The sequence below is a fragment of the Streptomyces sp. NPDC051180 genome (assembly GCF_040689545.1).
Classification (GTDB): domain Bacteria; phylum Actinomycetota; class Actinomycetes; order Streptomycetales; family Streptomycetaceae; genus Streptomyces.
The window spans coordinates 88,086-111,319 of record NZ_JBFBBC010000002.1; the positions used below are offsets into that span (position 1 = coordinate 88,086).

Below are 23,234 nucleotides of genomic sequence, written 5' to 3' on the forward strand. Positions count from 1 at the left end.
GTCCCCGCCGGTCACGAAGCTGGGGGCATGTCCTCAACAGACCTCACACGGGACGCCGTTGCCACCCCGTCCCCCGTCCGCCTGCCGCCCCGTCCCGGCGCGCCCGGCACCGTCCTGGCGGCCGCGATGCTCGGCTTCGCCCTGATCACCCTCGACACCTCCGTCGTCAACGTCGCCCTGCCCGCGATCGGCGCCGACCTGCGGACCGGGATGTCCGGCCTCCAGTGGGTGGTCGACGCGTACACGCTGGCCTTCGCCGCGCTGCTGCTCTCCAGCGGGGCGCTCGCCGACCGGGTGGGGGCGAGCCGCGCGTACGGGGCGGGGGTCGTCCTCTTCACCCTGGCCTCGGCCGCCTGCGGTCTCGCCCCGGGCCTGCCGTCGCTGCTCGCGGCCCGCGCGGTGCAGGGCGTGGCGGCGGCCGTGATGCTGCCGGCCTCGCTCGCCCTGGTCAGGGAGGCGTACGGCGATCCGGGCCGACGGGCCCGCGCGGTGTCGCTGTGGGCGGCGGGCGGCACGGTCGCGGTGGCGCTCGGCCCGGTCGTGGGCGGTGCGCTGACCACGGCCTGGAGCTGGCGGGGCGTCTTCTTCGTCAATCTCCCGCTCGGGCTCGTCGCCCTGGTCCTGCTGGCCCGGGTGGCGCGTTCGGAGCGTCGGCCGGCCCCCTTCGACCTGCCGGGGCAGCTGACGGCGGTGACGGCGCTCGGGGCGCTCACCTTCGCCGCCATCGAGGGCGGAGCGGCGGGCCTGTGGGCGCTGGGCGGGGCGGTGGCCGCCTTCGCCGCGTTCCTGCTGGTCGAGGCGCGGCGGCGGCATCCGATGGTCCCGCTCGGGCTGTTCCGGAACCGGACGGTGGCGGTCGCGGTGGCGGCGGGTTCGGCGAACAGCGTCGCCTTCTACGGCATGGTCTTCGTCTTCGGGCTCTTCTTCCAGCAGGTGCTGGGCCTGTCGGCGCTCGGCGCGGGACTGATGTTCCTGCCGATGAGCGGGCTCCTCGCCGGGGTCAACGTCCTCTCGGCGAAGGCGGCGGCGCGGTACGGGACCCGGCTGCCGGTGGTCGTGGGCCAGGCGGTGGCCGTCGCCGGACTCCTCGGCCTGCTGACGGTGGACGCGGACTCCTCCCGGCCGGCGCAGGCCCTGCTGCTCGTGCCCCTGGCCCTGGGCGCGGGCTTCTCGCTGCCGCCGCTGATCGCCGCCATGATGGAGGCCGTCCCGGCGGAGCGCGCGGGGACGGCGGCGGGTCTGCTGAACGCGGTCCGCCAGACGGCGGGCGCCCTCGCCGTCGCGGTCTTCGGCTCCCTGGCGGCGCGGGACATGGCGACGGCGCTGCGCGCGAGCCTGCTGATCAGCGCCGGTCTCCTCGCCGTGACGACGCTGCTGTCGCTGCGGCTGCCGCGCGGCCGGGGGTGATCCGGTGTCAGGCGCCTTTGCGGTACCGGCCGGGCGCCACCCCGTATTCGCGCTTGAACGCCTTGGCGAAGGCGAACTCCGAGGAGTAGCCGGAGCGTTGGGCGACCGTCCGGAGCGGGAGGTCCTCGGAGCGCAGGAGCCGGCCGGCGGTGGTCATGCGCCACCAGGTGAGGTACGCGAGCGGGGAGCGGCCGACGAGGGTGGTGAAGCGGCGGGCGAAGGGGGCGCGGGAGAGTCCGGTGAGGGCGCCGAGCTCCTCGACGGTCCACGGCCGGGCGGGGTCGCCGTGGAGGGCGCGCAGCGCGCCGGCCACCGCGGGGTCGCCGAGGGCGGCGGACCAGCCGGTGGAGCGGTCGGGGCGCTCGCCCAGCCACCAGGTGCGGAGCAGGTAGAGCAGCAGGGTGTCGAGGAGCGCGGGGACGATGGCGTCGGATCCCGGTTGGGGCTCGGCGAGTTCGGCGCCGAGCAGGTCGACGGCGGCGCGCAGCCGGGGGTGGGCGCCGACCCGGGCGGGCAGGTGGACGTACGGGGGCAGTTCGGTGAGGAGCGGGTGGGCGCGGGCCCGGCTCAGCTGGTAGGCGCCGCACAGCAGCAGGGTCTCCTCCGCGCCGATCGGACCCCGGTCGGGCGGGGTGGGCCAGGAGCCGTCGGGGGCGGGCAGGGCGTCGACGAGCGGGGTGTCGGGCCGGTCGGCGAGGCCGTGGCCGGTGCCGTGGGCGAGAAGGACGACGTCGCCGGGGCCGAGCCGGACGGGGGCGGCGTCGTCCGGGGGCAGCAGCCACGCCGTGCCCTGGAGGACGACGTGGAAGCCGGCGCCGGTGCTCGGGGGGAAGCGGAAGCCCCAGGGGGCGAAGCGGACCGTGCGGGAGGAGTGGGGCCGTCCGGTGCGCATGGCGGCGATGGCATCGCTCAGTACGTCCATCCGGGCACGGTACTCCGCGCACGGTCCGGCGAGACGATCGGACATGTGCCGGAGCCAGGAGGACATGGATCGTCTCGCGCGCCGTGCCTACGGTCGAGGGCATGACGACGAACACGACGAACGCGAAAGACGCGACGGACACGACAACGGACACGACGGCCGGGACGACACGGGCGGTCGTCTTCCACGAGCTCGGCGGCCCCGAGGTCCTGACGGTGGAGGAGGTGCCGCTGCCCGCCCCCGGGCCCGGCGAGGTGCTCGTGCGGGTCGAGGCGATCGGGCTCAACCGGGCCGAGGCGCTGTTCCGCGCGGGCACCTACTACCACCCGGCGACCCTGCCGGGCTCGCGGCTCGGTTACGAGGCGGCCGGAGTCGTGGAGGCGGTCGGCGCGGGCGTGACCGCGTACGCGCCCGGCGACCCGGTGATGGCGGCGGCCAACTTCGACTTCGGGGTCCACGGGGTGTACGCGGAGCGGGTGGTGCTCCCGCAGGAGTACCTGGTGGCCCGGCCCGCCGGGGTGGACGCGGTGACGGCGGCCGCGGTGTGGCTGGCGTACTTCACCGCGTACGGCGGGATGGTGCTGACCGGCGGACTGCGCGCCGGCGACCACGTGGTGATCACGGGGGCGTCGAGCGGGGTGGGAACGGCCGCGATCCAGACGGCGCTGCGGGTCGGCGCGGTGCCGATCGCCGCCACGCGTGGCGAGGCGAAGAGGGAGCGGCTGCGGGAGCTGGGGGCGGAGCACGTGATCGCCACGGACACCGAGGACCTGCTCGCGCGGGTGCGGGAGATCACCGGTGGAGCGGGGGCGGAGCTGGTCTTCGACGCGATCGGCGGGCCCGGCTTCGCCCGGCTCGGCGACGCGCTGCGGCCGGGCGGGACCGCCGTGCTCTACGGCTGGCTCGATCCCCGGCCGGTGGCCCTGTCCGCCAACTGGCCGCAGACGGTGCACACGTACGCGAACGGGGCTCTGGCCAGGACCGAGGAGGGTCGCCGCCGCGCGGCCGGTTTCATCGGCACCGGGCTGCGGGACGGCTCCCTGGCACCGGTGGTCGCCGAGACCTTCGACGGCCTGGAGCGGATCGCCGACGCGCACCGGCTGATGGAGTCGAACACGCACCTGGGGAAGATCGTGGTGCGGGTGGGGCACTGAGGGCCGCGTCCCCCGCCGGGCGACGCGGGCCGGGCGGGGCCGTCCGGACGCGGCCGAGAGGCCCTCAGTGCCGCGGCACTCCCAGCGGGTTGCCGTCGCGGAGCTCCGGCGGGAGGAGGGGCCCGGGGGTCGACTGGTAGGTGACCGGGCGCAGCCAGCGCTCGATCGCGGTGGCGCCGACCGAGGTGCTGGTCGAGGTGGTGGCGGGGTAGGGCCCGCCGTGGTGCTGGGCGGGGGCGACGGCGACGCCGGTGGGCCACCCGTTGACGAGGACGCGGCCGGCCAGCGGGGTGAGTTCGGCGAGCAGCGGGGCGGCGTCGGCGTCCTCCGCGGCGATGTGGAGGGTGGCGGTGAGGTTGCCCGGCAGCCGGCCGAGGACGGCGGTGACCTCCTCGGAGGAGGAGTAGCGGGCGACGACGGTGACGGGTCCGAAGCACTCCTCCAGGAGGAGGGCGTGGCCGCCGTCGGCGAGCCGGTCGGCGTCGACGTCGAGGACGCCGGCGCTGACGGTGTGCTCGCCGCCCGCGCCGGGGGTGACCGGGGTGCGCACCCCGTCGAGCGCGGCGCGCTCGGCGACCCCGGTGACGAAGGCGTCCCGCATCCGGTGGTCGAGCATCACGGCCGGTTCGGTCTCGCAGACGGCGGCGGTGAGTGCGGCGAGGAAGCGGTCGCCGTCCTCGCCGCGGGGGGCCAGGACGAATCCGGGCTTGGTGCAGAACTGGCCCGCGCCCAGGGTCATGGAGCCGGCCAGCCCTCCGCCGATCTCCTCGGCCCGCTCGCCGGCGGCGGCGGGGGTGATCACGACCGGGTTGAGGGAGCCGAGTTCGCCGTGGAAGGGGATGGGGACGGGCCGGGCGACGGCCGCGTCGAACAGGGCCCGGCCGCCGCGGATCGAACCGGTGAAGCCGGCCGCCGCGACGAGCGGGTGGCGGACGAGGTCGACGCCCGCGTCGAAGCCGTGGACCAGGACGAGGACGTCCTCGGGCAGCCCGGCCTTGGCCGCGGCGCGGCGCAGCAGGGAGGCGCAGAGCTCGGAGGTGGCCGGGTGGTCGGGGTGGGCCTTGACGACCACGGGGCAGCCGGCCGCGAGGGCGCTGGCGGTGTCGCCGCCGGGGACGGAGAAGGCGAGCGGGAAGTTGCTGGCGGCGTAGACGGCGACGACGCCGAGCGGGATCTTCCAGCGCCGCATGTCGGGGCGGGGCGGGATGGCCCCGGGGTCGGGGAGGTCGATCCGGACGTCGAGGTAGGACCCTTCCTCGACGACGTCGGCGAAGGCGCGCAACTGGGCGGTGGTGCGGGCGAGTTCCCCCGTGAGGCGGACCGGGCCGAGGGCCGTCTCGGCGTCGGCGGCCTCGGCGATCTGCGGGCCGGCCGCGTCGAGGAGGTCGGCGGCGGTGCGGAGGAAGGCGGCCCGCACGGTGCGGTCGGCGAGGGCCCCGCGGGTGGCGTGCGCGGCCCGGACGGCCAGGTCGACCTCCGCCGCTGTGGCCTCCACCGCAACCTGCTCGCGCGGCTTCCCCGTCCGGGGGTCCACACTCCACACTGGTTCTGCCGCCACCGCCACGCCCCTGTTCGCTATTCTGAACACAGTTCCCGTAGATGAACGCATCTGGCGGGACTCTATTGACGGCCCGGCCGTCTCCACAAGGGGCCCCGCCCGGCCAGGGCGGCCGCCGGACGTCCGGAGACCGGCCGGACGGACGACCGGGCACGACCGGACGAGGACAAAGGGGCGAGGGTCATGGTGACTGCCGACGCGGGTGGTGCACAGGTGAAGTCCGCGGTGCGGACCGTGGAGCTGCTCGAGTACTTCGCCGGACGCCCGGGGATGCACTCGCTCGCCGCCGTGCAGGAGGCCGTCGGCTATCCCAAGTCCAGCCTGTACATGCTGCTGCGCACCCTGGTCGAGCTGGGCTGGGTGGAGACCGACTCCACCGGCACCCGGTACGGCATCGGGGTGCGGGCGCTGCTCGTCGGCACCTCGTACATCGACGGCGACGAGGTGGTGGCCGCCTCCCGGCCCACCCTGGACCGGCTCTCCGACGACACCACCGAGACCATCCACCTGGCGCGCCTGGACGGCACCAACGTGGTCTACCTGGCGACCCGTCAGTCCCAGCACTACCTGCGGCCGTTCACCCGGGTCGGGCGCCGGCTGCCCGCGCACTCGACCTCGCTCGGCAAGGCGCTGCTCGCCACCCACACCGACGAGCAGGTCCGCAAACTGCTCCCGGAGACCCTCCCGGCGCTGACCGAGCACACCCTGACCGACCGCGAGGAGCTCATCGAGGAGCTGCAGGTCATCCGCGAGCAGGGCTACGCGGTGGACCGCGAGGAGAACACCCTCGGGCTGCGCTGCTTCGGCGTCGCCATCCCGTACCGGACCCCGGCGCGGGACGCGATCAGCTGCTCGGTCCCGGTGGCGCGGCTCACCCCGGCCCACGAACAGCTGATCAAGGACGCCCTGTTCGACGCGCGCGACCGGCTGACCCTCGCGACCCGCCGGCTCTGACCCCGCCCGCGGGGTCAGCCGCGCTCGGCCAGGGCCGCCTGCCAGACCGGGCTGTCGACGTAGTGGTTGTCGTACTGCTCCGAGGACGCCTTGATCTCCTCGAAGCTCGCCTCGCCCCGCATGACCCGGCCTAGCAGGCGCAGGTAGTCGAAGCGGGCCATGCCGGGCGTGAAGGCGAAGAGCACGTCGGCCTCGGCGCCGGGCGCCGCCGCGAAGGCGTGCGGGGTGTGCGGCGGGACGAGCAGGAAGTCGCCCTGCTCCAGGACGCTCAGCTCCTCGCCGACCAGGACCTGGAGGGAGCCGCCGAGCACGAAGAACATCTCCGACGCCTTGGTGTGGAAGTGCGCCGGGGCCCCGACCGCGCCCTTCGCGAACGAGGAGCGGTAGCTGGTGAGCTGCCCGCCGGTGGTGTCGGAGTCGGCGAGCAGGGTCATCACGCTGCTCGGGTCGGCCGTGGTCTCGGCGGTGGCGGCGCGGGTCAGGAGCGGGGCGAAGGTCTCGTTCTCGTTCATGATCACTACTCTAGAAGTCCATTGACCCCCGGTCATGGGTCAATCGATCACCGAAAACTCAGGTCAATCGTCGCGCCGGGACGTCCCGGGGACGAGACCGCCTCCCCCGCGCGGCGGAGGCGGTTCACCACCGGGCACGAGGTGGGGACGGGGGCCCGCGCGGGAGCGTGGAGCCATGACACGGACCGCACCTCCCACCGCCCCGACGCCCGCCGCCCCCCGCACCGCCGACGGGCGGCCGAGCGCCGCCCGCCGGAGGCTGCGCGCCCTCGCGATCCTCGCCTGCCTCCCGTACATCTCGCTCAAGGTCGTCTGGGTGGCGGGCGGCAGGCTCGGCATCCCGGCCGGGAGCGTGCTCCTGGAACACCCGCGGATGATGGTGTTCGCCAACGCGGCCTCGGTCGTCGCCGACGCCCTCGTCGTCGTCCTCGCCCTGCTCCTCACCCAGCCGTGGGGCCGCCGCTTCCCCGCCTGGCCGCTCGCCCTGCCCATGTGGGCGGCGATCGGGCTGCTCACCCCGATCATGACCGGGTACCCGGCGCAGCTCGTCGTCGCTCTCGTCGCCGGCGACGGGAAGGGCGCCGCGCCGAGCGAGCCCTTCCTGGACGCGTGGGTCTTCGCCGTCGTCTACGGCGGGTTCATCCTCCAGGGCCTCGCTCTCGGCACCCTCTTCGCCCTGTACGCCCGGGACCGCTGGGGCCGTCTGTGGCAGGGCCGGCTCGGCGAGCTGCCCGCCCGCACCTCCGGGCCCGGAGCCCGGGCCCTCGCGGTGGCGGGCGCCGTCGTCGCCCTCGTCCCCGGCACGCTCCACCTGCTGTGGGCGACCGGCGCCACCACGGGCCTGTCCGCCCGGCTGATCGCCGCACGCGGCTCCGACGACCGCGTCCTGGAGGCCCAATGGCTCGGTTTCCTCGCCGTCGCCGTCGCCCTGACGCTCTGCCTGGTGCTGCGCCGGCCCGCCCGGCTCCCGGTGCGCACCACGCTCGCCCTGGCCTGGACGGCCTCGGGCGCCCTGGGCTGCTGGGGCGCCTACCTGTCGCTCGTCGCGCTGCTGCCGGATCCGGATCCGGCGAAGCACGTCCCCTGGCTCGTACAGCTGTCCTACGCTGGCGAGATGATCACCGGGTTCCTGCTCGCCGCGTGCGTGGCGCTCTTCCTGCGGCGGCGGAGCGCCGCGGCGTGAGGCGGGGCGTGCGCGCCCTGTTCGGGCAGCGGGCCCGGCTGCGCTGGCTGCACCTGATCCTCGGCGGCGCGCTGTTCATGCCGTACTGGCTGGTCGGCACCGTGGTCATGGGCCCCTTCCTCGACGACGCGGCGATGTTCTCCGGCGGGCTCGGGGTGCAGCTCGGGGCCTACGCGGTGGCCCTGCCCCTCGTCGCGGTCACGGCGCTCTTCCCGCTCGCCCGGCCGATGTCGGTGGCCGCGGCGCGGACGCTGTGCGGGGTGCCGGCCGACGGGTTCGCCGACGGCCCGGCCCGCGGCCGGGCGGCGAAGGCCAGGACGGCCGGCTGGTTCTCCCTGCACCTGGGCACCGGGGCGCTGGTCAGCGGGGCGACCCTCGCCCTGCCGCCGTTCGCGGTGGCGGTGATGGGGCTGCCGTTCTCCCCGGCGTTGCGGGAGTCGGAGGTCGGCCGGTTCTGGGGGCTCGACCGGCCCTGGTGGGACTGGGCCGCGCTCCCGGCGGGACTGCTCCTGCTGCTCGCGCTGGCCGCCACGGCCGCCGCCGTCGGCGCCCTGCTCGCCCGGCTGGCGCCCCGGCTGCTCGGGCCGAGCCCGGCGGACCGGATCGCGGCGGCCGAGCGGCGGGCGGCGGAGGCAGAGTCCCGCAACCGGCTCGCCCGCGAACTGCACGACTCGGTCGGCCACGCCCTGAGCGCCGTCACCCTCCAGGCCGGCGCCGCCCGCCGGGTCCTGGACGGCGACGGCGCCGACCTGGCGTTCGTCCGGGAGGCGCTGACCGCCATCGAGGAGACCACCCGGCGCACGGTCGGGGAGCTGGACTGGGTCCTCGGTGTGCTGCGCGACGACGGGAGGACGGCCGGCGACGGTCCCGGGCCGGGGCTCGACGCCCTGGAGGCACTGGTGCGGGGCGCCGGGCCCGGGGTGGCGCTGACCGTCTCCGGGGACCTCGCCGCCGCCCCGGAGGCGCTGTCGCGGGAGGCGTACCGGATCGTCCAGGAGGGGCTGACGAACGCGGCCCGCCACGCGGGCGGCGCGCCCGTCGCCGTGCGGCTCGACGCACGGAACGAGGAATGGGAGATCACGATGGAGAACCCCCTGCCCGAGCGGCCCCCGGTCGCCCGCCCGCACGGCGGGCGCGGCCTGCGCGGGGTCGGCGAGCGGGCCCGGCTCCTCGGCGGCACCGCCGAGGCCGGTCCGGTGGACGGCGTGTGGCGCCTCGCGGTCAGGATCCCGCGGTGAGCGCCCCCGTCCGGGTCGTCCTCGCCGACGACGAGCGGATGGTGCGGACCGCCCTGCGGGTGATCCTCGACGCGGAGCCCGACCTCCGGGTCGTCGGCGAGGCCGCCACCGGCGCCGAGGCCGTGTCGCTCGTGCGGGCGGAGCGGCCGGACGTGGTCCTGATGGACGTGCGCATGCCCGGTATCGACGGCATCAGGGCGACCGAGCAGATCCTCGCCTCGATGGCCGACGCGCCCCGGATCGTCGTCGTCACCACCTTCGAGAACGACTCCTACGTCTACGACGCCCTGCGTGTCGGCGCCGCCGGCTTCCTCCTCAAGCGCGCCGCGGCGGAGGAGCTGATCGCCGCCGTCCGGCTGGTGGCCCGCGGCGACTCCCTCCTCTACCCCGCCGCCGTGCGCGGCCTCGCCGCGGCGCACGCGCGCCGGGGGCCGGCGGCCGCCCCGCCCTGGATGGCGCGTCTCACCGAACGCGAGGCCGAGGTCCTGCGGCTGGTGGCGACGGGCCTCACCAACGGGGAGATCGCCGGCCGCATGGGCGTCGGCCCGGCCACCGTCAAGACCCACGTGGCGGCAGTCCTGGCGAAACTGGGCGCCCGCGACCGCACGCAGGCGGTGATCCTCGCGTACGAGGCGGGGTTCGTGGGGGCGGGCTGACGCTCAGGGCGCTCAGGACCGGGTGGCCCTGCCGCAGCCAGCGCGGCCCTCGCCGATCGGCTGCGTGCGGTCGTAGGGGTCGACCGTCTCGCCGTCCGGGGCGGCACCCGACCCTCCCCCGCCGAACTCCGGCCGGAAGGATCCGGTGACGTTCCCGCACCCGCCGTTGGTCGTGTCGGTCTTGTAGGACAGCAGGGTGAAGGTCCCCGCCCGGGTGACGACCTCGGCCGGGTCGTCCCAGCTCACCACGGTCTCGCGCCGCACGATCACGCGCACGACCTCGTCGCCGCCGCCGGCCGGCGCGACCGGGTACACGTAGGTGACGTCGGCGGTCACCTCCAGGGCCCCGCGCGGCCCCTCCCGGTAGGCGAGCCGGCCGCGCGTCTTCACCACGTCCCCGACCGGGCGCGCCTGCGCCGGGTCGAAGCGGCTGAAGAGCAGCAGCGGGTCGGCGTCCTTGCCAGGGGTGCGCAGTGCGGTGGTCACGAAGGTCCTGGTGTCCTGCTGATGCGGGTTCATCAGGGCGATCGCCCTGTCCGGGCGTCCGCCGCGGAGCACCGCGGGGTCGAGGTTGGAGGCGGCGAGGAAGTCGCGCGTCCGCGCGAGCGCGCGTTCCACCTCCGCCCTCGTCATCCACCCGGTCGCCTCGGCGGGAGGCACGGCGATGCCCGCCGTGCCGTTCGCCCAGCGTGCCGCCGGAGAGCCCCGGTAGGGCTCGGCGAGCGTGGCCCGTCCGCCCGGCTCGGCGGGAGGTGCCTGGTCCGGCCGCTGCGACTCCTGGGCGAGGGGCTTGCCGGCGGGGTCGCCGCCGGGCCGGCCGACGAGGCCGCCGGGGTCCACGGCCACGACGAGCAGGGCCACCGCGGCGACGAAGCCCGCGACGTACAGGCCCTTGCGCGGCCGGGGCCGCGCGGGCCGGTGCGTGCGCCACGCGGTCGGCTCCGGGTGCTCGGACCTCCGGCGCCCGGCCGCCTCCCGGGCCCGCGCGGACGGCTCTCGCGGGGCGTCGCCCTCCGCGGAGGTGCGCAGGAACTCCTGCCACACCTCGTCCGGCACCGGCGTACCGTCCCGTTCCCCACCCGAGCCCATGCCTTCTCCTCCCCCGTGCGCCACGGCCCTCCCCCGGGCCCGCGGATGATCGTACGACCGGGCCCGGCGCACCGGACGCGGTTCCGCGGCCGGGCCTACCCGCGGGCCGGGCCCCCGCGCCGCGTACATGAAGGTTCGCTGAGAAACCGGACACATCCGGAACGCCTGCCACCGGTCCGTTCGTCCCCCTCAGTGCGATGAACAAGACGATCAGGCACACGTCGGTCTTCGTGCTCATCCTGGTGCTGGCCCTGCTGGGCCGGGCGACCTGGGTGCAGGCGTACGAAGGCAAGGCGCTCGCGGACGACTCGAACAACCGGCGGAAGACCATCGCGCAGTACGCGCAGCCGCTCGGGAACATCGTCGTGGCCGGCTCGCCGGTCACCGGCTCGAAGAGGACGGAGGGAGACGACCTCGCGTACCAGCGCACCTACACGGACGGCAAGCTGTACGCGGCGGTCACCGGCTACAGCTCGCAGGCGTACGGGGCGACCCAGCTGGAGGGGATCTACTCGGGGATCCTCGACGGGACCGACGACCGGCTGAAGAACCCGCTGGACGCGGTCACGCGCAAGCAGCAGGAGCCGGGCACGGTGGTCACCACCATCGACCCGGACGTGCAGAAGGCCGCCTACCGGGCGCTGGGGAACAAGAAGGGCGCGGCCGTCGCGATCGACCCGGCGACCGGCCGGATCCTCGCCCTGGCCTCCACCCCCTCCTACGACCCGTCGAAGATCGCCGGGTCCGCGGACGGGGCCGTCTGGCAGGCGCTGACCACCGACGAGGACAAGCCCATGGTCAACCGGGCCCTGCGCCAGCCGCTGCCGCCCGGATCGACCTTCAAGCTGGTCGTCGCGGCGGCCGCGCTGGAGGACGGCCTCTACCGCTCGGTCGACACGGCGACGGACAGCCCCGACCCGTACACCCTGCCGGGCACCCGGACCGTGCTGCGCAACGAGAACGCGTCGGCGCCCTGCGAGGACGCCACGATCCGCACGGCGCTCCGGTACTCCTGCAACAACGTCTTCGCCAAGATGGCCGTCGACCTCGGGCAGGACAAGGTGAAGGCGATGGCGGACAGGTTCGGCTTCGACGACGACGCGCTCGACGTCCCGGTCCGCGCCTACCCGAGCGTGTACCCGACGGGCATGGACAAGGCGCAGACGGCGCTCACCGGCATCGGGCAGTTCGACGTCACGGCCACGCCGCTGCAGATGGCGATGGTGTCGGCCGCGATCGCCAACGACGGACTGCTCGCGGCCCCGCACATGGTGTCGCAGGTCGTCGACTCCGACGGCGACGCGCTGACCTCGTACAAGGACGGGGACACCGAGCGGATCGTCTCCTCCTCGACCGCCGAGCAGCTGCGCAGCGCGATGGTGACCGTGGTGGAGAAGGGCACGGGCACCAACGCGGCCGTGGCCGGCGCGGAGGTCGGCGGCAAGACGGGCACCGCGCAGCACGGCGAGAACAACAGCAAGACGCCTTACGCCTGGTTCACGTCCTACGCCAAGGACCCCTCCACCGGGAAGCAGGTCGCCGTCGCCGTCATGATCGAGGACTCGGGTGCCGCCCGCTCCGAGGTCAGCGGCAACGGCCTGGCGGCCCCGGTGGCGCAGAAGATGATGGCGGCGGCGCTGAAGTGACCGGGGGCGGGGGCCGATTGGCCGTCGGGCCCCGTCACACGATATGCAGGGGCACACCCCGCGATCGCACGCGCTTTCGCATCGCGGGGTGTGCCCCTGCTCTCGTCCCACGGAGGACCGCCGTGCGCCTGCCCCGTTCCCTGTCCGGCTGGACCATGGCGGTCTTCGGCGTGCTCGCCGCCGCGCTCGGGGTGGTCGGTCTGGTCTCCCCCGACGTCCTGCTGACCGTCATGGGCTTCGACCCCGTGGCCGAGGGCGGGCGCGCGGACGGCGACCACACGCTGGTGTTCCTGACCGCCTCCTCGATGGCCGCGCTCAACATGGGCGTCTACTACGTGCTGGCCGCCCTCGCCGACTGGAAGGCGTTCTTCCGCTGGACGGTCCCCTTCCGTCTCCTCACCTGCGCGGTCTTCACCCTCGCCGTCGTCACCGGCCGCGCCCCCGCCGGCTTCCTCGGCGTCGGCCTCTGGGAGGGCCTCGGCGCGGTGGTCACGGGGGCCGCGCTGCGGTACGAGGCCACGCGACGACCGCCGGTGACCGCGGGGGGATAAGCGTCGGCCGGGCCGTTCCCTACGGCGGTCGACCGATCCGGGGCGGCCGCCTCAGACGCCAGGCTGCGGTCATGCGCTGGTATCTGACAGGTGTCGTCGTGTCCGCATTCGGGACGACGGCGATGTGGCTGGTCTCCGGGATATGGGTGAAGACCCTGACGGGGTCGGACAGCCTGGCGGCCCTGGCCGCCTTCGCCCTCTGGGCTCCCGTGCTCCTCGGGCCGCTGCTCGGCACGCTCGCCGACCGGACGCGCCGCCGGCCCCTGCTGGTCGCCCTGAACGCGGCGATGGCGGTGCTGCTGCCGCTGCTGCTGTGGGTGGAGTCCGCGGACCGGGTGTGGCTGCTCTTCGCGGTGCTCCTCCTGTACGGGGCGCAGGGCACCGTGCACGAGGCGGCCGAGCAGGCCCTGGTGGCGGACGTGGTCGACGACGGGCGGCTCGGCGCCTTCAACGGCTGGCGGATGACCGCCGGCGAGTCGGCGAAGCTGATCGCCCCGCTGGTGGCGGCGGGGCTCTTCGCCCGGTACGGAGGCGGCCCCGTCGTCCTGCTGGACGCGGCGAGCTTCGCGGTGGCGGCGCTGGTGTTCGCCCTGATGCCCGTACGGGAGGCACAGCCCGCCCGTCCCGCGGCCCGGCACTGGTGGCGGGAGACCGCCGAGGGCGTCCGGCTGCTGCGGGCGTCGCCGGTGCTGCGGCCGCTGGTGGCGACGGGCGCGGTCACGATGCTGCTCGCCGGGGTGAACGGGGCCGCGGTCCACGCGGTGGTCGACCGGGGCCTCGGCCACCCGCCCGCCTACGCCGGTGTGCTGTACGCGGTCCAGGGCGCGGGTTCGGTCCTCGCGGGCCTGCTCACCGGCCCGCTGCTGCGCCGCGTCCCGGAACGGACGCTCGCGGCCGCCGGTCTCGGCCTGTTCGCCCTGGCCGCGGGGGTGCGTGCGCTCCCGTACGTCCCGACGGCGCTGGCCGCGAGCGCGGTGATCGGGCTCGGCCTGCCGTGGGTGCTGGTCGCCGTGGTCACCGCCGTGCAGCGGGAGGCCCCGGCGGAGGCCGTGGGGCGGGTCGCGGCGACCGCCCACACCCTCGTCCTCGCCCCGAACGCGGCGGCCCTCGCGCTCGGCGCGGGCCTGGTGGCGCTGCTCGACGTCCGGATCCTGCTGCCGCTGCTCGCGGTGGCGGGGCTGGCCTGGGCGGCCGGGCTCGCGGTGCGGCGGGGGCGGGGGGCGGGGAGCATGGAGGAAGGCGCGGCGCGCGTGCGCGGCGGGAGGAGGGCAGTGTGACGACCGGTTCGGTCCCGGGGACGGCGGGGCGGGCCGGTGTGCCCCTGGAGGGAAAGGGTCTGCTCGACGTCCTCGGGGTGGCGGCCGTGGTCGTGGACGCGCGTGGCCGGATCGTGCTGTGGAGCCCGCGGGCGGAGGACCTCTTCGGCTTCCGGGCCGACGAGGCGCTCGGCCGGTACGTGGCCCGGCTGATCGTCGGCCCCGAGCACCGGGAGGAGGCGATGCGCCTCTTCGGCGAGGTGCTGCACGGCGGCACGGCCTGGTCGGGCACCTTTCCCGTACGGCACAAGGACGGGACCGAGCGGCAGGTGGAGTTCCGCAACATGCGGCTCACCGACGACCGGGGCGACCTGTACGCGCTCGGGATCGCCGCCGACCGGACCGCCGTGGAGCGGGTGGAGACCGAGCTGGCCCTCTCCGACCGGCTGGTCTCGCAGTCGCCCGTCGGCCTCGCCCTGCTCGACCCGGAGCTGCGCTACGTCCTGGTGAACCCCGCCCTGGAACGGATCAACGGCGTCCCGGCCGCCCTGCACGTGGGACGGCGGGTCGGCGACGTCCTGCCTCAGCTCGACACCGGCGGCCTGGAGGCGGCGCTGCGCACCGTGCTCGCCACCGGCAGGCCGCTGCTCGACCACCCCACCACGGGGCGGACGCCGGCCGACCCGGACCACGACCACGCCTGGTCGGTGTCGCTGTCCCGGCTCGAAGGGGCCGAGGGCCGCGTCCTGGGGGTCGCGGTGTCGGTGATCGACGTGACCGAGCGGCGCCGGGCGGACGCGGCGGCGGACCGGTCCCGGCGGCGGCTCGCGCTGATCGCGGACGCCTCCGCCCGGGTGGGCACCACCCTGGAGGTGGAGCGGACCGCCGACGAACTGGCCTCGGTGGTCGTTCCCGAGCTGGCGGACATCGCCGCCGTGGACGTGCTGGACTCGGTGCTCGCGTTGCGCAGACCGGGCGCGCCCGAGGAGGGGCCGGAGCTGTTCCGCGCGCTCGCGGTGAAGGCCGCCGGCCGGACGGACGCACTGCCGGCGGCGGACCCGCCCGGGGCGGTCGCCATGTACGGGGCGGACCGGCTGGTCACCCGCTGTGTGCACACCGGCCTGCCGGTCCTGGTGGAGCACGTCGGCCCCGGTGACCTGGCGCGCATCGCGCGGAGCCCCCAGGCGGCGGAGCTGCTGGAGCGGGCCGGGGTCCACTCGTACCTCGCGGTGCCGCTCATCGCGCGCGGCGAGGTGCTCGGGGCGCTCGACATGAAGCGGGACCGCAACGCGCTGCCGTTCGACGGTGACGACGTGCTGCTCGCGACCGAGCTGGCGGCCCGGGCCGCGGTCAGCATCGACAACGCCCGCTGGTACCAGAGCGTGCGGAACTCGGCGGTGACGCTCCAGCGCAGTCTGCTGCCGGGAGCGCCGCCGGAGCTGGCGGGCCTGGAGATCGCGGCCCGCTACCAGCCGGCGCAGGCGTCGAGCGAGGTCGGCGGCGACTGGTACGACGTGATCCCGCTGCCCGACGAGAAGACGGCGCTGGTGGTCGGGGACGTGATGGGCAGCGGGATCGACGCGGCCGCGACCATGGGCCGGCTGCGCACCGCGACCTGCGCGTTCGCCGACCTGGACCTCTCCCCCGCGCAGGTGCTGCGGCATCTGGACCGGATCACGGCGGGCCTCGAGCACTACATCGCGACGTGTCTCTTCGCCGTGCACGACCCCGCCCGGGGCCGGTGCCGGATCGCGAACGCGGGCCATCTCCCACCCGTGCGGGTGCCGGCGGACGGCCCGGCGGAGCTGGTGCGGCTCTCGACGGGTGTCCCGCTGGGAGTCGGCGGAGGCACGTTCCGCACGGCCCGGGTGACGTTCCGCCCCGGGGACCGGCTGGTGCTGTACACCGACGGGCTGATCGAGACCCGCCACGATGCGATCGACGACCGGCTGGCGCTGCTGGTGGGCCTCCTCGACGAGGCGCGCGGCCCCCTGGAGGAGACCTGCGACCTGCTGCTGCGTGCGCTGCGCCGGCCGGGCGCCCCCGACGACGTGGCGCTGCTGATCGCCCGGAGCACGGGATGACCGCCCGGGACGGCCCCGCCGCGGGCCGGGGCGGACGCCGCGGCCGGGCGTCCGGGAAGGGGCGCGGCGAACGGGCGACGGGGCTGCGGAGCGTCGCCGGGCAGGTCTTCGTCCTGGAGGCGCTGATCGCGCTCCTGGTGATCGCCGCGGCGACCTTCATCACCTTCCACGAGGCGCGCCGGGACACCGAGCGGGACGCGCGGATCCGCTCCCTCGCGGTCGCCGAGGGCTTCGCCCACGCCCCCGGCATCGACGCGGCGCTGGCCTCCCCCGACCCGACGGCGGAACTCCAGGCGCGGGCCGAGGCGACCCGGCGGGCCACGGGCGTCGACTTCGTCTCGGTGCTGAGCCCCGCCGGCGTGCGGTACACCGACTCGGAGCCCGGTCTGATCGGCCGGAAGGCGACCGGGGACCTCTCGCGGGCCTCGGTGGACGGCGAGACGTTCACCGAACTGTTCCGGGGCGCGCCGAACGACGCCGTACGGGCCGTGGTCCCGGTGGTGGACGAGCGGGGCCGGATCGTCGGCATGGTCACCAGCGGCATCGAGGTGGAGAGCATCTCGCACGCGGTGGAGCGACGGCTGCCGCTGCTCGTCGGCGCCGCGGGCGGCGCCCTGGCCATCGCGGTGGGCGGGGCGGCCCTGGTGAGCCGGCGGCTGCGGCGCCAGACGCACGGTCTGGGGCCGACGGAGATGACCCGGATGAAGGAGCACCACGAGGCGGTGCTGCACGCGGTCCGCGAGGGCGTGCTGATCATGGGTTCCGACCACCGGCTGCTGCTGGCCAACGACGAGGCCCGCCGGCTGCTCGGGCTCGGGGCGGACGCGGAACGGCGGCACGTCTCGGAGCTGGGCCTCGACGCGCGGACGGTGGAGCTGTTGGAGTCGGGGCGGTCGGCGACGGACGAGGTGCACCGGGCGGGCGACCGGCTGATCGCGGTGAGCGTGCGGCCCACGGTCACGGACGGGGCGGCGTCCGGGTCCGTCATGACGATGCGGGACACGACCGAGCTGGCGGCCGTGACGGGCCGGGCCGCGGTGGCCCGGGGCCGGCTCCAGCTGCTGTACGAGGCGGGGGTGCGGATCGGTACGACCCTGGAGGTGGTGCGGACCGCGGAGGAGCTGGCGGAGGTGGCGGTGCCGCGGTTCGCCGACTTCGCCACGGTGGAGCTGCTGGAGCCGGTGCTGCGCGGGGAGGAGCCGCCGGCGGCGGCCATCACCGAACTGCGGCGGACGGCGATGAGCGGGCTGCGGCCGGACCAGCCGCTCCAGCCGGTCGGGGACACCATCCGCTTCGACGTCCCGAGCACCCCGATGGGCCGGGCCCTGAACGCCGGGCACGCGGTGGTGCAGGCGGAGCTCGCCTCGGCGGACGGCTGGCGGGCGCAGGACCCGGAGGGCGCGGCACGGGCCCTGGCGTACGGGATGCACTCGCTGCTGACGGTGCCGCTGCTGGCCCGGGGGGTGGTCCTCGGGATGGCGAACTTCTGGCGGGCGGACACCCCGGAGCCGTTCGGGGACGAGGACCTGTCGTTCGCGGAGGAGCTGGCGGCGCGGGCGGCGGTGGCGATCGACAACGCGCGCCGGTTCACCCGGGAGCACGCGATGGCGGTGACGCTCCAGCGGAGCCTGCTGCCGCGGGTGCTGCCGGACCAGAGCGCGGTGGAGGTGGCGTACCGCTATCTGCCGGCGAAGGCCGGGGTGGGCGGCGACTGGTTCGACGTGATCCCGCTGCCGGGGGCGCGGGTGGCGCTGGTGGTGGGCGACGTGGTGGGGCACGGGCTGCACGCGGCGGCGACGATGGGGCGGCTGCGGACGGCGGTGCACAACTTCTCCACCCTCGACGTGCCGCCGGAGGAGCTCCTGGGCCATCTCGACGAGCTGACGGGCCGGATCGAGGACCGCGATCCGGAGGGGCCGGACGCCGAGGTCTCCCGGCGGGACGAGGGCATCACCGGCGCGACCTGCCTGTACGCGATCTACGATCCCGCGTCGGGGCTGTGCACGATGGCCAGTGCCGGACACCCGGGCCCGGCGCTGGTGACCCCCGAGGGCCGGGTCGAGTTCCCCGCGGTGCCGCCGGGGCTGCCGCTGGGGCTCGGGCTGGGCGACGTGCCGTTCGAGGCGACGGAGGTGCGGCTGCCGGAGGGCAGCACGCTGGTGATGTTCACGGACGGGCTCCTGGAGGACCACGGGCGGGACATGGACGCCGGTCTGGGGCTGCTGCGGTCGACGCTGGCGCGCCGCGAGCGGTCGCCGGAGCAGACCTGCGCGGACGTCCTCGCGACGCTGCTCTCGGCCACGCCCCGTGACGACATCGCGCTGCTCGTGGCGCGGACCCGGCTGCTCGACCGGGGGCGGATCGCGGAGTGGGAGGTGCCGCGGGACCCGTCGGCGGTCTCCCCGGTGCGGAACGCGGCGGCGGAGAAGCTGGCGGAGTGGGGGCTGGAGAAGCTCGCGTTCTCGGCGGAGCTGGTCCTCAGCGAGCTGATCACGAACGCGGTGCGGTACGGGGCGGATCCGGTGCGGGTCCGGCTGCTGCACGACCGGACGCTGATCTGCGAGGTGTCCGACGGCAGCAGCACGTCCCCGCATCTGCGGCACGCGGCGACGACAGACGAGGGCGGGCGCGGGCTGTACCTGGTCGCGCAGTACGCGGACCGGTGGGGGACCCGCTACGCGCGGCGCGGCAAGACGATCTGGGCCGAGCTGCGGGTGGACCCGGGCGACGCGGAGCCGGTGGCGATGGCGGTGCCCGATCTGGACGCGCTGGAGGATCTGGCCTGGTGAGGGGCGGTACGGCGGTGACCGCGCAAGCCCGTGGTATACCAGATCCCGGCATCGTTCCGCCCCTGCCGCCGCGCACTCCGAGGAGACTCACGTGACCCCGCCGCCCCGCACCGCGACCCTGTTCCACGACGTCCGCCCGCACGGCGGCCCGGCCCGCGACCTGATCGCGGTGGACGGACTGCTCGTGGGCGAGGTCCCGGAGGGCGCCGCCGTCGAGCGGGTCGACGGCGGCGGGCGGCTGGCCCTGCCGACACTGGTCGACGCCCACATCCACCCGGACAAGACCTCCTGGGGCGAGCCCTGGCACAGCAGGCGCCCCGCCCACGGCATCGCCGCGTACGTGGCGGGCGACGTGGAGCTGGCCCGCGCCCTGCCGACGCCGGTGGGAGAGCGCGCCCTGCGGCTGATGTCCCACGCGGCGGCGCAGGGCACCCGGGCGATGCGCGCCCACGCGGACGTGGCCCCGGCCTACGGGCTCTCCGGCGTCGAGGGCGTCGCCGAGGCCGCCGGTAAGCTCGCCGGGATCGTCGACGTGGAGCTGGTCGCCTTCCCGCAGCACGGCGTCGTCCGGACCCCGGGGGTGGCCGAGCTCCTCGCGGAGGCGGCGGCGAGCGGGCTCGTCACCCACGTCGGCGGCATCGACCCGGCGGGGTTCGACGCGGACGGCGGCCACGACGGCGACCAGCTGGGCACGGTCTTCGCCCTCGCCGAGAAGCACGGGCTGGGGCTCGACATCCACCTCCACGACCGCGGCGAACAGGGTCTCGCCCCGCTGCGGGACATCGCCGCCCGCACCCGCGCCCTCGGTCTGCGGGGCCGGGTGAGCGTGGCCCACGCCTTCGCGGTCGCCGGCCTCTCCGACCGGGACCTGGACGACACGGCCGACCTGCTGGCGGAGTCCGGTGTCGCCCTCACCACGGTCGCCCTCTCGGCCACCACGATCCTGCCGTTCCGCCGCCTCGCCGAGCGCGGCGTCCGCGTCGGTCTCGGCTCCGACGGCGTCCGCGACAGCTGGAGCCCGTTCGGCGACGCCGACATGCTCCACCGCGCCTGGCTCGCCGCCTGGGCCCTCGACCTGCGCCTCGACGAGGATCTCGAAGCCTGCTTCGAGCTCGCCGCGCACGGCGGCGCCGCTCTGCTCGGTCTCCCGAAGGCCGACCTCCTGCCCGGCTCCCCGGCCGACTTCATGCTCCTCGACGCCGAGTGCGTCCCCCAGACCGTCGTCGACGTCCCCCGCCGCGACCTGGTCGTCCGCGCGGGCCGGGTGGTGGCCAGGGACGGCCGCCTGGTCTGAACGGCGGTACGCGCGCCGGCCCCGAGGGGGCGTCCCGTCGGCGGGACGCCCCCTCGGGGCCGTACGGCTCAGTCGCGCTCCACGTCCACCGTGGTCAGCGAGGCGTAGCGGTCCGGGTCCGTGCGGCGGATGCGGAGGGCGACGAGGAGGCCGGCGACGAGGACGAGCGGGAGGGGGACGAGGAGCGCGGTGTTCACGGCGCCGGTGCGGCCGGTGAGGAGGTCGAAGTGGAGCACGGCGAGGACCGTGAGGACCGCGAGGCCGGCGCAGGAGACGAGCGGCGCCCAGACGACCCGGGCGGCGGAGAGGCCCTTGCGGTCGCGGCGGAAGTAGGACCAGACGGCGAGCGCGGCGAGGGCCTGCATGCCCATGATGCCGAGGACGCCGACGCTGTTGGTCCAGAGGAAGACCTCGCCGTACGGGTCGGCGGCGAGGAGCGCCCCGGCCGCGACGACGGCGAGGTTGAAGCCGGTCTGGGCGACGACGGCGCCGCCGGGCGAGCCGTGCCGGCCGGAGACCCGGCCGAGCCGGCGGGGCAGCAGCCCCTCGCGGCCGAGGGCGTAGAGGTAGCGGGCGGCGGCGTTGTGGAAGGCGAGGGTGGCGGCGAAGGCGCTGACCACGATGAGCCCGTGCATGGCGTCCGCCAGCCAGGGTCCGGCGAACAGCTCGGCGGCCCGGAAGGTCAGTTCGGGTCCGTCGGCGGCGCGGGCGAGCGCGACGGCCTCGTCGGTGCCGAAGGCGCCCATGATCAGCCAGCAGCCGGCGGCGTAGAAGACGGCGAGGAAGCCGATCGCGATGAAGGTGGCCCGGGGCACGGTCCGGCGCGGCTCGCGCACCTCCTCGGCGAAGATCGCGGTGGCCTCGAAGCCGGTGAAGGCGCCGATGACCAGGACGAACATGCCCGCGACACCACCGGCGGCGAGGGTGGAGGGCGCGAAGGAGGCGGTGTCGAGGGCGGCGGCGCCGCGCTCGCCGAGGATGCCGGCGTCCATCACGACGAGCGCCAGGACCTCCAGGACCAGGGCGATGCCCAGGACCTTGGCGCTGAGGGTGACCTTCAGCCAGCCGAGGACGCCGACGCCCAGGACGCAGAGCCCGGAGAGCAGCCACCACGGGACGTCCGTACCGGTGGCGTCGCGGATCGAGCCGGCGGCGAAGTAGCCGAAGGCGGCGGCGACGCCGGGGGTGACGAGGTTGTACGAGACCACGGCGACGTAGGCGGTGCCGACGCCGAGGGTGCGGCCGAGGCCGTGGGCGACGTACGCGTAGAAGGCGCCCGCGTTGCGGACGTGCAGGCTCATCGCGGTGAAGCCGGCCGCGAAGAGGGCGAGCAGGGCGCCGGAGACGAGGTAGGCGAGCGGGGCGCCGGGGCCGCCGATGCCGATGGCGAAGGGCGCGACGCCGGCGAGGACGGTGAGCGGCGCGGCGGCGGCCACGACGAAGAAGACCAGGTCGAAGGTGCCGATCCGGCCTGCGGCGAGCTGCTCGGCCGCCGGCGCCGGTGCGGTGGTGCGGGGCGTGGTGTCGGTGCTCATCCGGTTCCTCCGGCGGACGGGACGACGGTGGGGTAGGTGTCGTCGGCGAAGGGGCCGACGATCCGTCCGGCGTGCAGCACGAGCAGCCGGCGGGGGTGCGCGGCGACGGCCTCCGGGACGGAGCCCGCCGCGACGGCGACGAGGTCGGCGCGGGCGCCGGGGGCGAGGCCGTAGTCGTCGAGGCCGAGCGCGGCGGCCGCCTCGCCCGTGACGAGGGAGGCGGCGGTGCGGAGTTCGGGGTCGGTCATGAGTCCGGCCCTGAGGCCGATGACGGTGGCGCGTTCGAGCATGTCGGCGGTGCCGTAGGGCCACCAGGTGTCGCGGATGTTGTCGGAGCCGGCGAAGACCCGGACGCCGAGTTCGCGCAGGCGGAGGACGGGCGGCATCGGGCCGCTGGGTCCGTTGGTCATGACGGCGACGCCGGCGGCGGCCAGGACGGCGGCGGTGCGGGCGAGTTCGCGGGCGTCGACGTCGCCGAGCGCGTAGGCGTGGCTGACGGCCACCCGGCCGCCGAGTCCGAGGGCGGCGGTGCGGGCGGCGATGTCCCGCAGCTGGGCGGTGCCGGTCTCGCCGCCGTCGTGGAGGTGCAGGTCGATGCCCTTGCCGTGGCGCTCGGCGAGGCCGAAGACCGTGTCGAGCTGGCCGGCGGCGTCGCCGTCGAAGCCCACCGGGTCGAGTCCGCCGATGAGGTCGGCGCCGTCGGCGAGGGCCGCGTCGAGGAGGTCTGCGACGCCGGGCGCGGTGACGACGCCGCTCTGCGGGAAGGCCACCAGCTGGATGCCGAGCCGGTCGCGGAAGTCCTCGCGGACGCCGAGGAGGGCGTGCAGGTGGTCGAGGCCGGTGTCCGGGTCGACGTCGACGTGCGAGCGGACGTGGCCGGTGCCGAGGGAGACCATCCGGCGGGCGAGGGCGGCGGCCCGGTCGGCGACGGGCACGTCGGCGGCGCGGCGCGAGGCGCGTTCGGCGGCGATCTGCTCCCGCAGGGTGGCGGTGGCGTGGTGGGGCCGCCAGGGCCCGCCGAGGAGGGTCTTGTCGAGGTGGGCGTGGCCGTCGACGAGCGCGGGCAGCAGGAGCGCGCCGCCGAGGCGGAGGGCGCCCGCGGGGGCCGGGCGGCCGGGGAGGTGGTCCTCGACGGCGCGCACCCGTCCGTGGCGGAGGTGGACGTCGGCGGTTCGGCCGTCGGGCAGGGTCGCCCCGATCAGGGCGGTGGGTTCGTTCATGGGTCTCTCTCCTTGCCTATGCCTCGGGCACCGGACGTGATCCCTGGCGGAATCCCCCTGGTGACCGCGGCGCGGCGCCAACCTAGCTGGTATACCGAATACCAGGCAACGGGTTCCGGCCCCGTACTTCGCCGGCCCCCCGCCGGTCTGCGAGGATCGGGGGACCACCGCCCCCGCACATCCCGA

At 75.8% G+C, this 23,234-nt stretch carries 18 protein-coding genes; 12 read left to right on the plus strand and 6 right to left on the minus strand.

Going from position 1 to position 23,234, the window contains the following annotated elements:
* Positions 1-27: 27 nt before the first annotated feature.
* A complete protein-coding gene (locus AB0424_RS03855; RefSeq protein WP_366301993.1) occupies positions 28-1,407 on the plus strand; it encodes an MFS transporter in 1,380 nt (459 codons plus the stop codon).
* Positions 1,408-1,414: 7 nt separating this feature from the next.
* Here the strand turns inward: AB0424_RS03855 and AB0424_RS03860 are convergent, their stop codons facing one another.
* Positions 1,415-2,329 (minus strand): AraC family transcriptional regulator, encoded by a 915-nt coding sequence (locus tag AB0424_RS03860; protein ID WP_366301995.1) that lies wholly within the window; start codon positions 2,327-2,329, stop codon positions 1,415-1,417.
* Between the two features lie 101 nt (positions 2,330-2,430).
* Here AB0424_RS03860 and AB0424_RS03865 point away from each other — a divergent pair, with 101 nt between their 5' ends.
* Positions 2,431-3,483 carry a zinc-dependent alcohol dehydrogenase family protein gene (locus tag AB0424_RS03865; RefSeq protein ID WP_366301997.1) on the plus strand — a complete coding sequence of 351 codons (1,053 nt, stop codon included), beginning with the start codon at positions 2,431-2,433 and terminating at the stop codon, positions 3,481-3,483.
* Positions 3,484-3,547: 64 nt separating this feature from the next.
* Here the strand turns inward: AB0424_RS03865 and AB0424_RS03870 are convergent, their stop codons facing one another.
* Positions 3,548-5,041, minus strand: coding sequence for an aldehyde dehydrogenase (NADP(+)) (locus AB0424_RS03870; RefSeq protein WP_366301999.1), 1,494 nt, complete (start codon positions 5,039-5,041; stop codon positions 3,548-3,550).
* A gap of 183 nt (positions 5,042-5,224) precedes the next feature.
* Between AB0424_RS03870 and AB0424_RS03875 the strand changes: the two genes are divergently transcribed.
* The gene (locus tag AB0424_RS03875; RefSeq protein WP_366302001.1) at positions 5,225-5,995 is read left to right on the plus strand and encodes an IclR family transcriptional regulator; all 771 of its coding nucleotides are present in this window, start codon (positions 5,225-5,227) and stop codon (positions 5,993-5,995) included.
* Positions 5,996-6,009: 14 nt separating this feature from the next.
* Here the strand turns inward: AB0424_RS03875 and AB0424_RS03880 are convergent, their stop codons facing one another.
* Positions 6,010-6,507: a cupin domain-containing protein gene (locus AB0424_RS03880; protein ID WP_366302003.1), complete on the minus strand. Its 498-nt coding sequence runs from the start codon at positions 6,505-6,507 to the stop codon at positions 6,010-6,012.
* A 175-nt stretch (positions 6,508-6,682) separates the two neighbouring features.
* Here AB0424_RS03880 and AB0424_RS03885 point away from each other — a divergent pair, with 175 nt between their 5' ends.
* The 3 genes from AB0424_RS03885 to AB0424_RS03895 are packed head-to-tail and all read left to right on the plus strand — an operon-like array spanning position 6,683 to position 9,584.
* Entirely contained in the window at positions 6,683-7,690 is a 1,008-nt protein-coding gene (locus AB0424_RS03885) for a hypothetical protein (RefSeq protein WP_366302005.1), read from the plus strand.
* Complete coding sequence (locus AB0424_RS03890; RefSeq protein WP_366302007.1) at positions 7,687-8,928, plus strand: histidine kinase; 1,242 nt, start codon at positions 7,687-7,689, stop codon at positions 8,926-8,928. Before AB0424_RS03885 ends, AB0424_RS03890 begins: the two co-directional genes overlap by 4 nt.
* Positions 8,925-9,584 (plus strand): response regulator transcription factor, encoded by a 660-nt coding sequence (locus AB0424_RS03895; protein WP_366302009.1) that lies wholly within the window; start codon positions 8,925-8,927, stop codon positions 9,582-9,584. The genes AB0424_RS03890 and AB0424_RS03895 overlap by 4 nt, the downstream gene beginning before the upstream one ends.
* A gap of 12 nt (positions 9,585-9,596) precedes the next feature.
* Here the strand turns inward: AB0424_RS03895 and AB0424_RS03900 are convergent, their stop codons facing one another.
* The gene (locus tag AB0424_RS03900; RefSeq protein ID WP_366302011.1) at positions 9,597-10,673 is read right to left on the minus strand and encodes a hypothetical protein; all 1,077 of its coding nucleotides are present in this window, start codon (positions 10,671-10,673) and stop codon (positions 9,597-9,599) included.
* A 197-nt stretch (positions 10,674-10,870) separates the two neighbouring features.
* Here AB0424_RS03900 and AB0424_RS03905 point away from each other — a divergent pair, with 197 nt between their 5' ends.
* From AB0424_RS03905 to AB0424_RS03930, 6 genes are all read left to right on the plus strand, one after another.
* Entirely contained in the window at positions 10,871-12,319 is a 1,449-nt protein-coding gene (locus AB0424_RS03905; protein WP_366302013.1) for a penicillin-binding transpeptidase domain-containing protein, read from the plus strand.
* Between the two features lie 122 nt (positions 12,320-12,441).
* Complete coding sequence (locus tag AB0424_RS03910) at positions 12,442-12,870, plus strand: hypothetical protein (protein ID WP_366302015.1); 429 nt, start codon at positions 12,442-12,444, stop codon at positions 12,868-12,870.
* Positions 12,871-12,941: 71 nt separating this feature from the next.
* Positions 12,942-14,147, plus strand: a complete 1,206-nt coding sequence (locus AB0424_RS03915; protein WP_366302017.1) for an MFS transporter — start codon at positions 12,942-12,944, stop codon at positions 14,145-14,147.
* Positions 14,144-16,210, plus strand: coding sequence for a SpoIIE family protein phosphatase (locus tag AB0424_RS03920; RefSeq protein WP_366302019.1), 2,067 nt, complete (start codon positions 14,144-14,146; stop codon positions 16,208-16,210). Before AB0424_RS03915 ends, AB0424_RS03920 begins: the two co-directional genes overlap by 4 nt.
* Positions 16,207-18,999, plus strand: coding sequence for a SpoIIE family protein phosphatase (locus AB0424_RS03925; RefSeq protein ID WP_366302021.1), 2,793 nt, complete (start codon positions 16,207-16,209; stop codon positions 18,997-18,999). Before AB0424_RS03920 ends, AB0424_RS03925 begins: the two co-directional genes overlap by 4 nt.
* Before the next feature lie 91 nt (positions 19,000-19,090).
* Complete coding sequence (locus AB0424_RS03930; RefSeq protein WP_366302023.1) at positions 19,091-20,293, plus strand: amidohydrolase; 1,203 nt, start codon at positions 19,091-19,093, stop codon at positions 20,291-20,293.
* A gap of 68 nt (positions 20,294-20,361) precedes the next feature.
* Here AB0424_RS03930 and AB0424_RS03935 read toward each other — a convergent pair whose 3' ends face one another.
* Both AB0424_RS03935 and AB0424_RS03940 read right to left on the minus strand, forming a co-directional pair.
* Complete coding sequence (locus tag AB0424_RS03935) at positions 20,362-21,828, minus strand: APC family permease (protein WP_366302025.1); 1,467 nt, start codon at positions 21,826-21,828, stop codon at positions 20,362-20,364.
* On the minus strand, positions 21,825-23,048 hold the full coding sequence (locus AB0424_RS03940) for an amidohydrolase (RefSeq protein ID WP_366302027.1): 1,224 nt from the start codon (positions 23,046-23,048) through the stop codon (positions 21,825-21,827). Before AB0424_RS03940 ends, AB0424_RS03935 begins: the two co-directional genes overlap by 4 nt.
* Between the last annotated feature and the right edge of the window lie 186 nt (positions 23,049-23,234).

Excerpts from the sequence above, each read along its gene's own strand:
- AB0424_RS03915 (WP_366302017.1), top strand. The coding sequence starts at position 12,942 with ATGCGCTGGTATCTGACAGGTGTCGTCGTGTCCGCATTCGGGACGACG.
- AB0424_RS03905 (WP_366302013.1), top strand. The coding sequence starts at position 10,871 with ATGAACAAGACGATCAGGCACACGTCGGTCTTCGTGCTCATCCTGGTG.
- AB0424_RS03885 (WP_366302005.1), top strand. The coding sequence starts at position 6,683 with ATGACACGGACCGCACCTCCCACCGCCCCGACGCCCGCCGCCCCCCGC.
- AB0424_RS03940 (WP_366302027.1), bottom strand. The coding sequence starts at position 23,048 with ATGAACGAACCCACCGCCCTGATCGGGGCGACCCTGCCCGACGGCCGA.
- AB0424_RS03875 (WP_366302001.1), top strand. The coding sequence starts at position 5,225 with ATGGTGACTGCCGACGCGGGTGGTGCACAGGTGAAGTCCGCGGTGCGG.
- AB0424_RS03865 (WP_366301997.1), top strand. The coding sequence starts at position 2,431 with ATGACGACGAACACGACGAACGCGAAAGACGCGACGGACACGACAACG.
- AB0424_RS03855 (WP_366301993.1), top strand. The coding sequence starts at position 28 with ATGTCCTCAACAGACCTCACACGGGACGCCGTTGCCACCCCGTCCCCC.
- AB0424_RS03880 (WP_366302003.1), bottom strand. The coding sequence starts at position 6,507 with ATGAACGAGAACGAGACCTTCGCCCCGCTCCTGACCCGCGCCGCCACC.
- AB0424_RS03860 (WP_366301995.1), bottom strand. The coding sequence starts at position 2,329 with ATGGACGTACTGAGCGATGCCATCGCCGCCATGCGCACCGGACGGCCC.
- AB0424_RS03935 (WP_366302025.1), bottom strand. The coding sequence starts at position 21,828 with ATGAGCACCGACACCACGCCCCGCACCACCGCACCGGCGCCGGCGGCC.
- AB0424_RS03900 (WP_366302011.1), bottom strand. The coding sequence starts at position 10,673 with ATGGGCTCGGGTGGGGAACGGGACGGTACGCCGGTGCCGGACGAGGTG.
- AB0424_RS03925 (WP_366302021.1), top strand. The coding sequence starts at position 16,207 with ATGACCGCCCGGGACGGCCCCGCCGCGGGCCGGGGCGGACGCCGCGGC.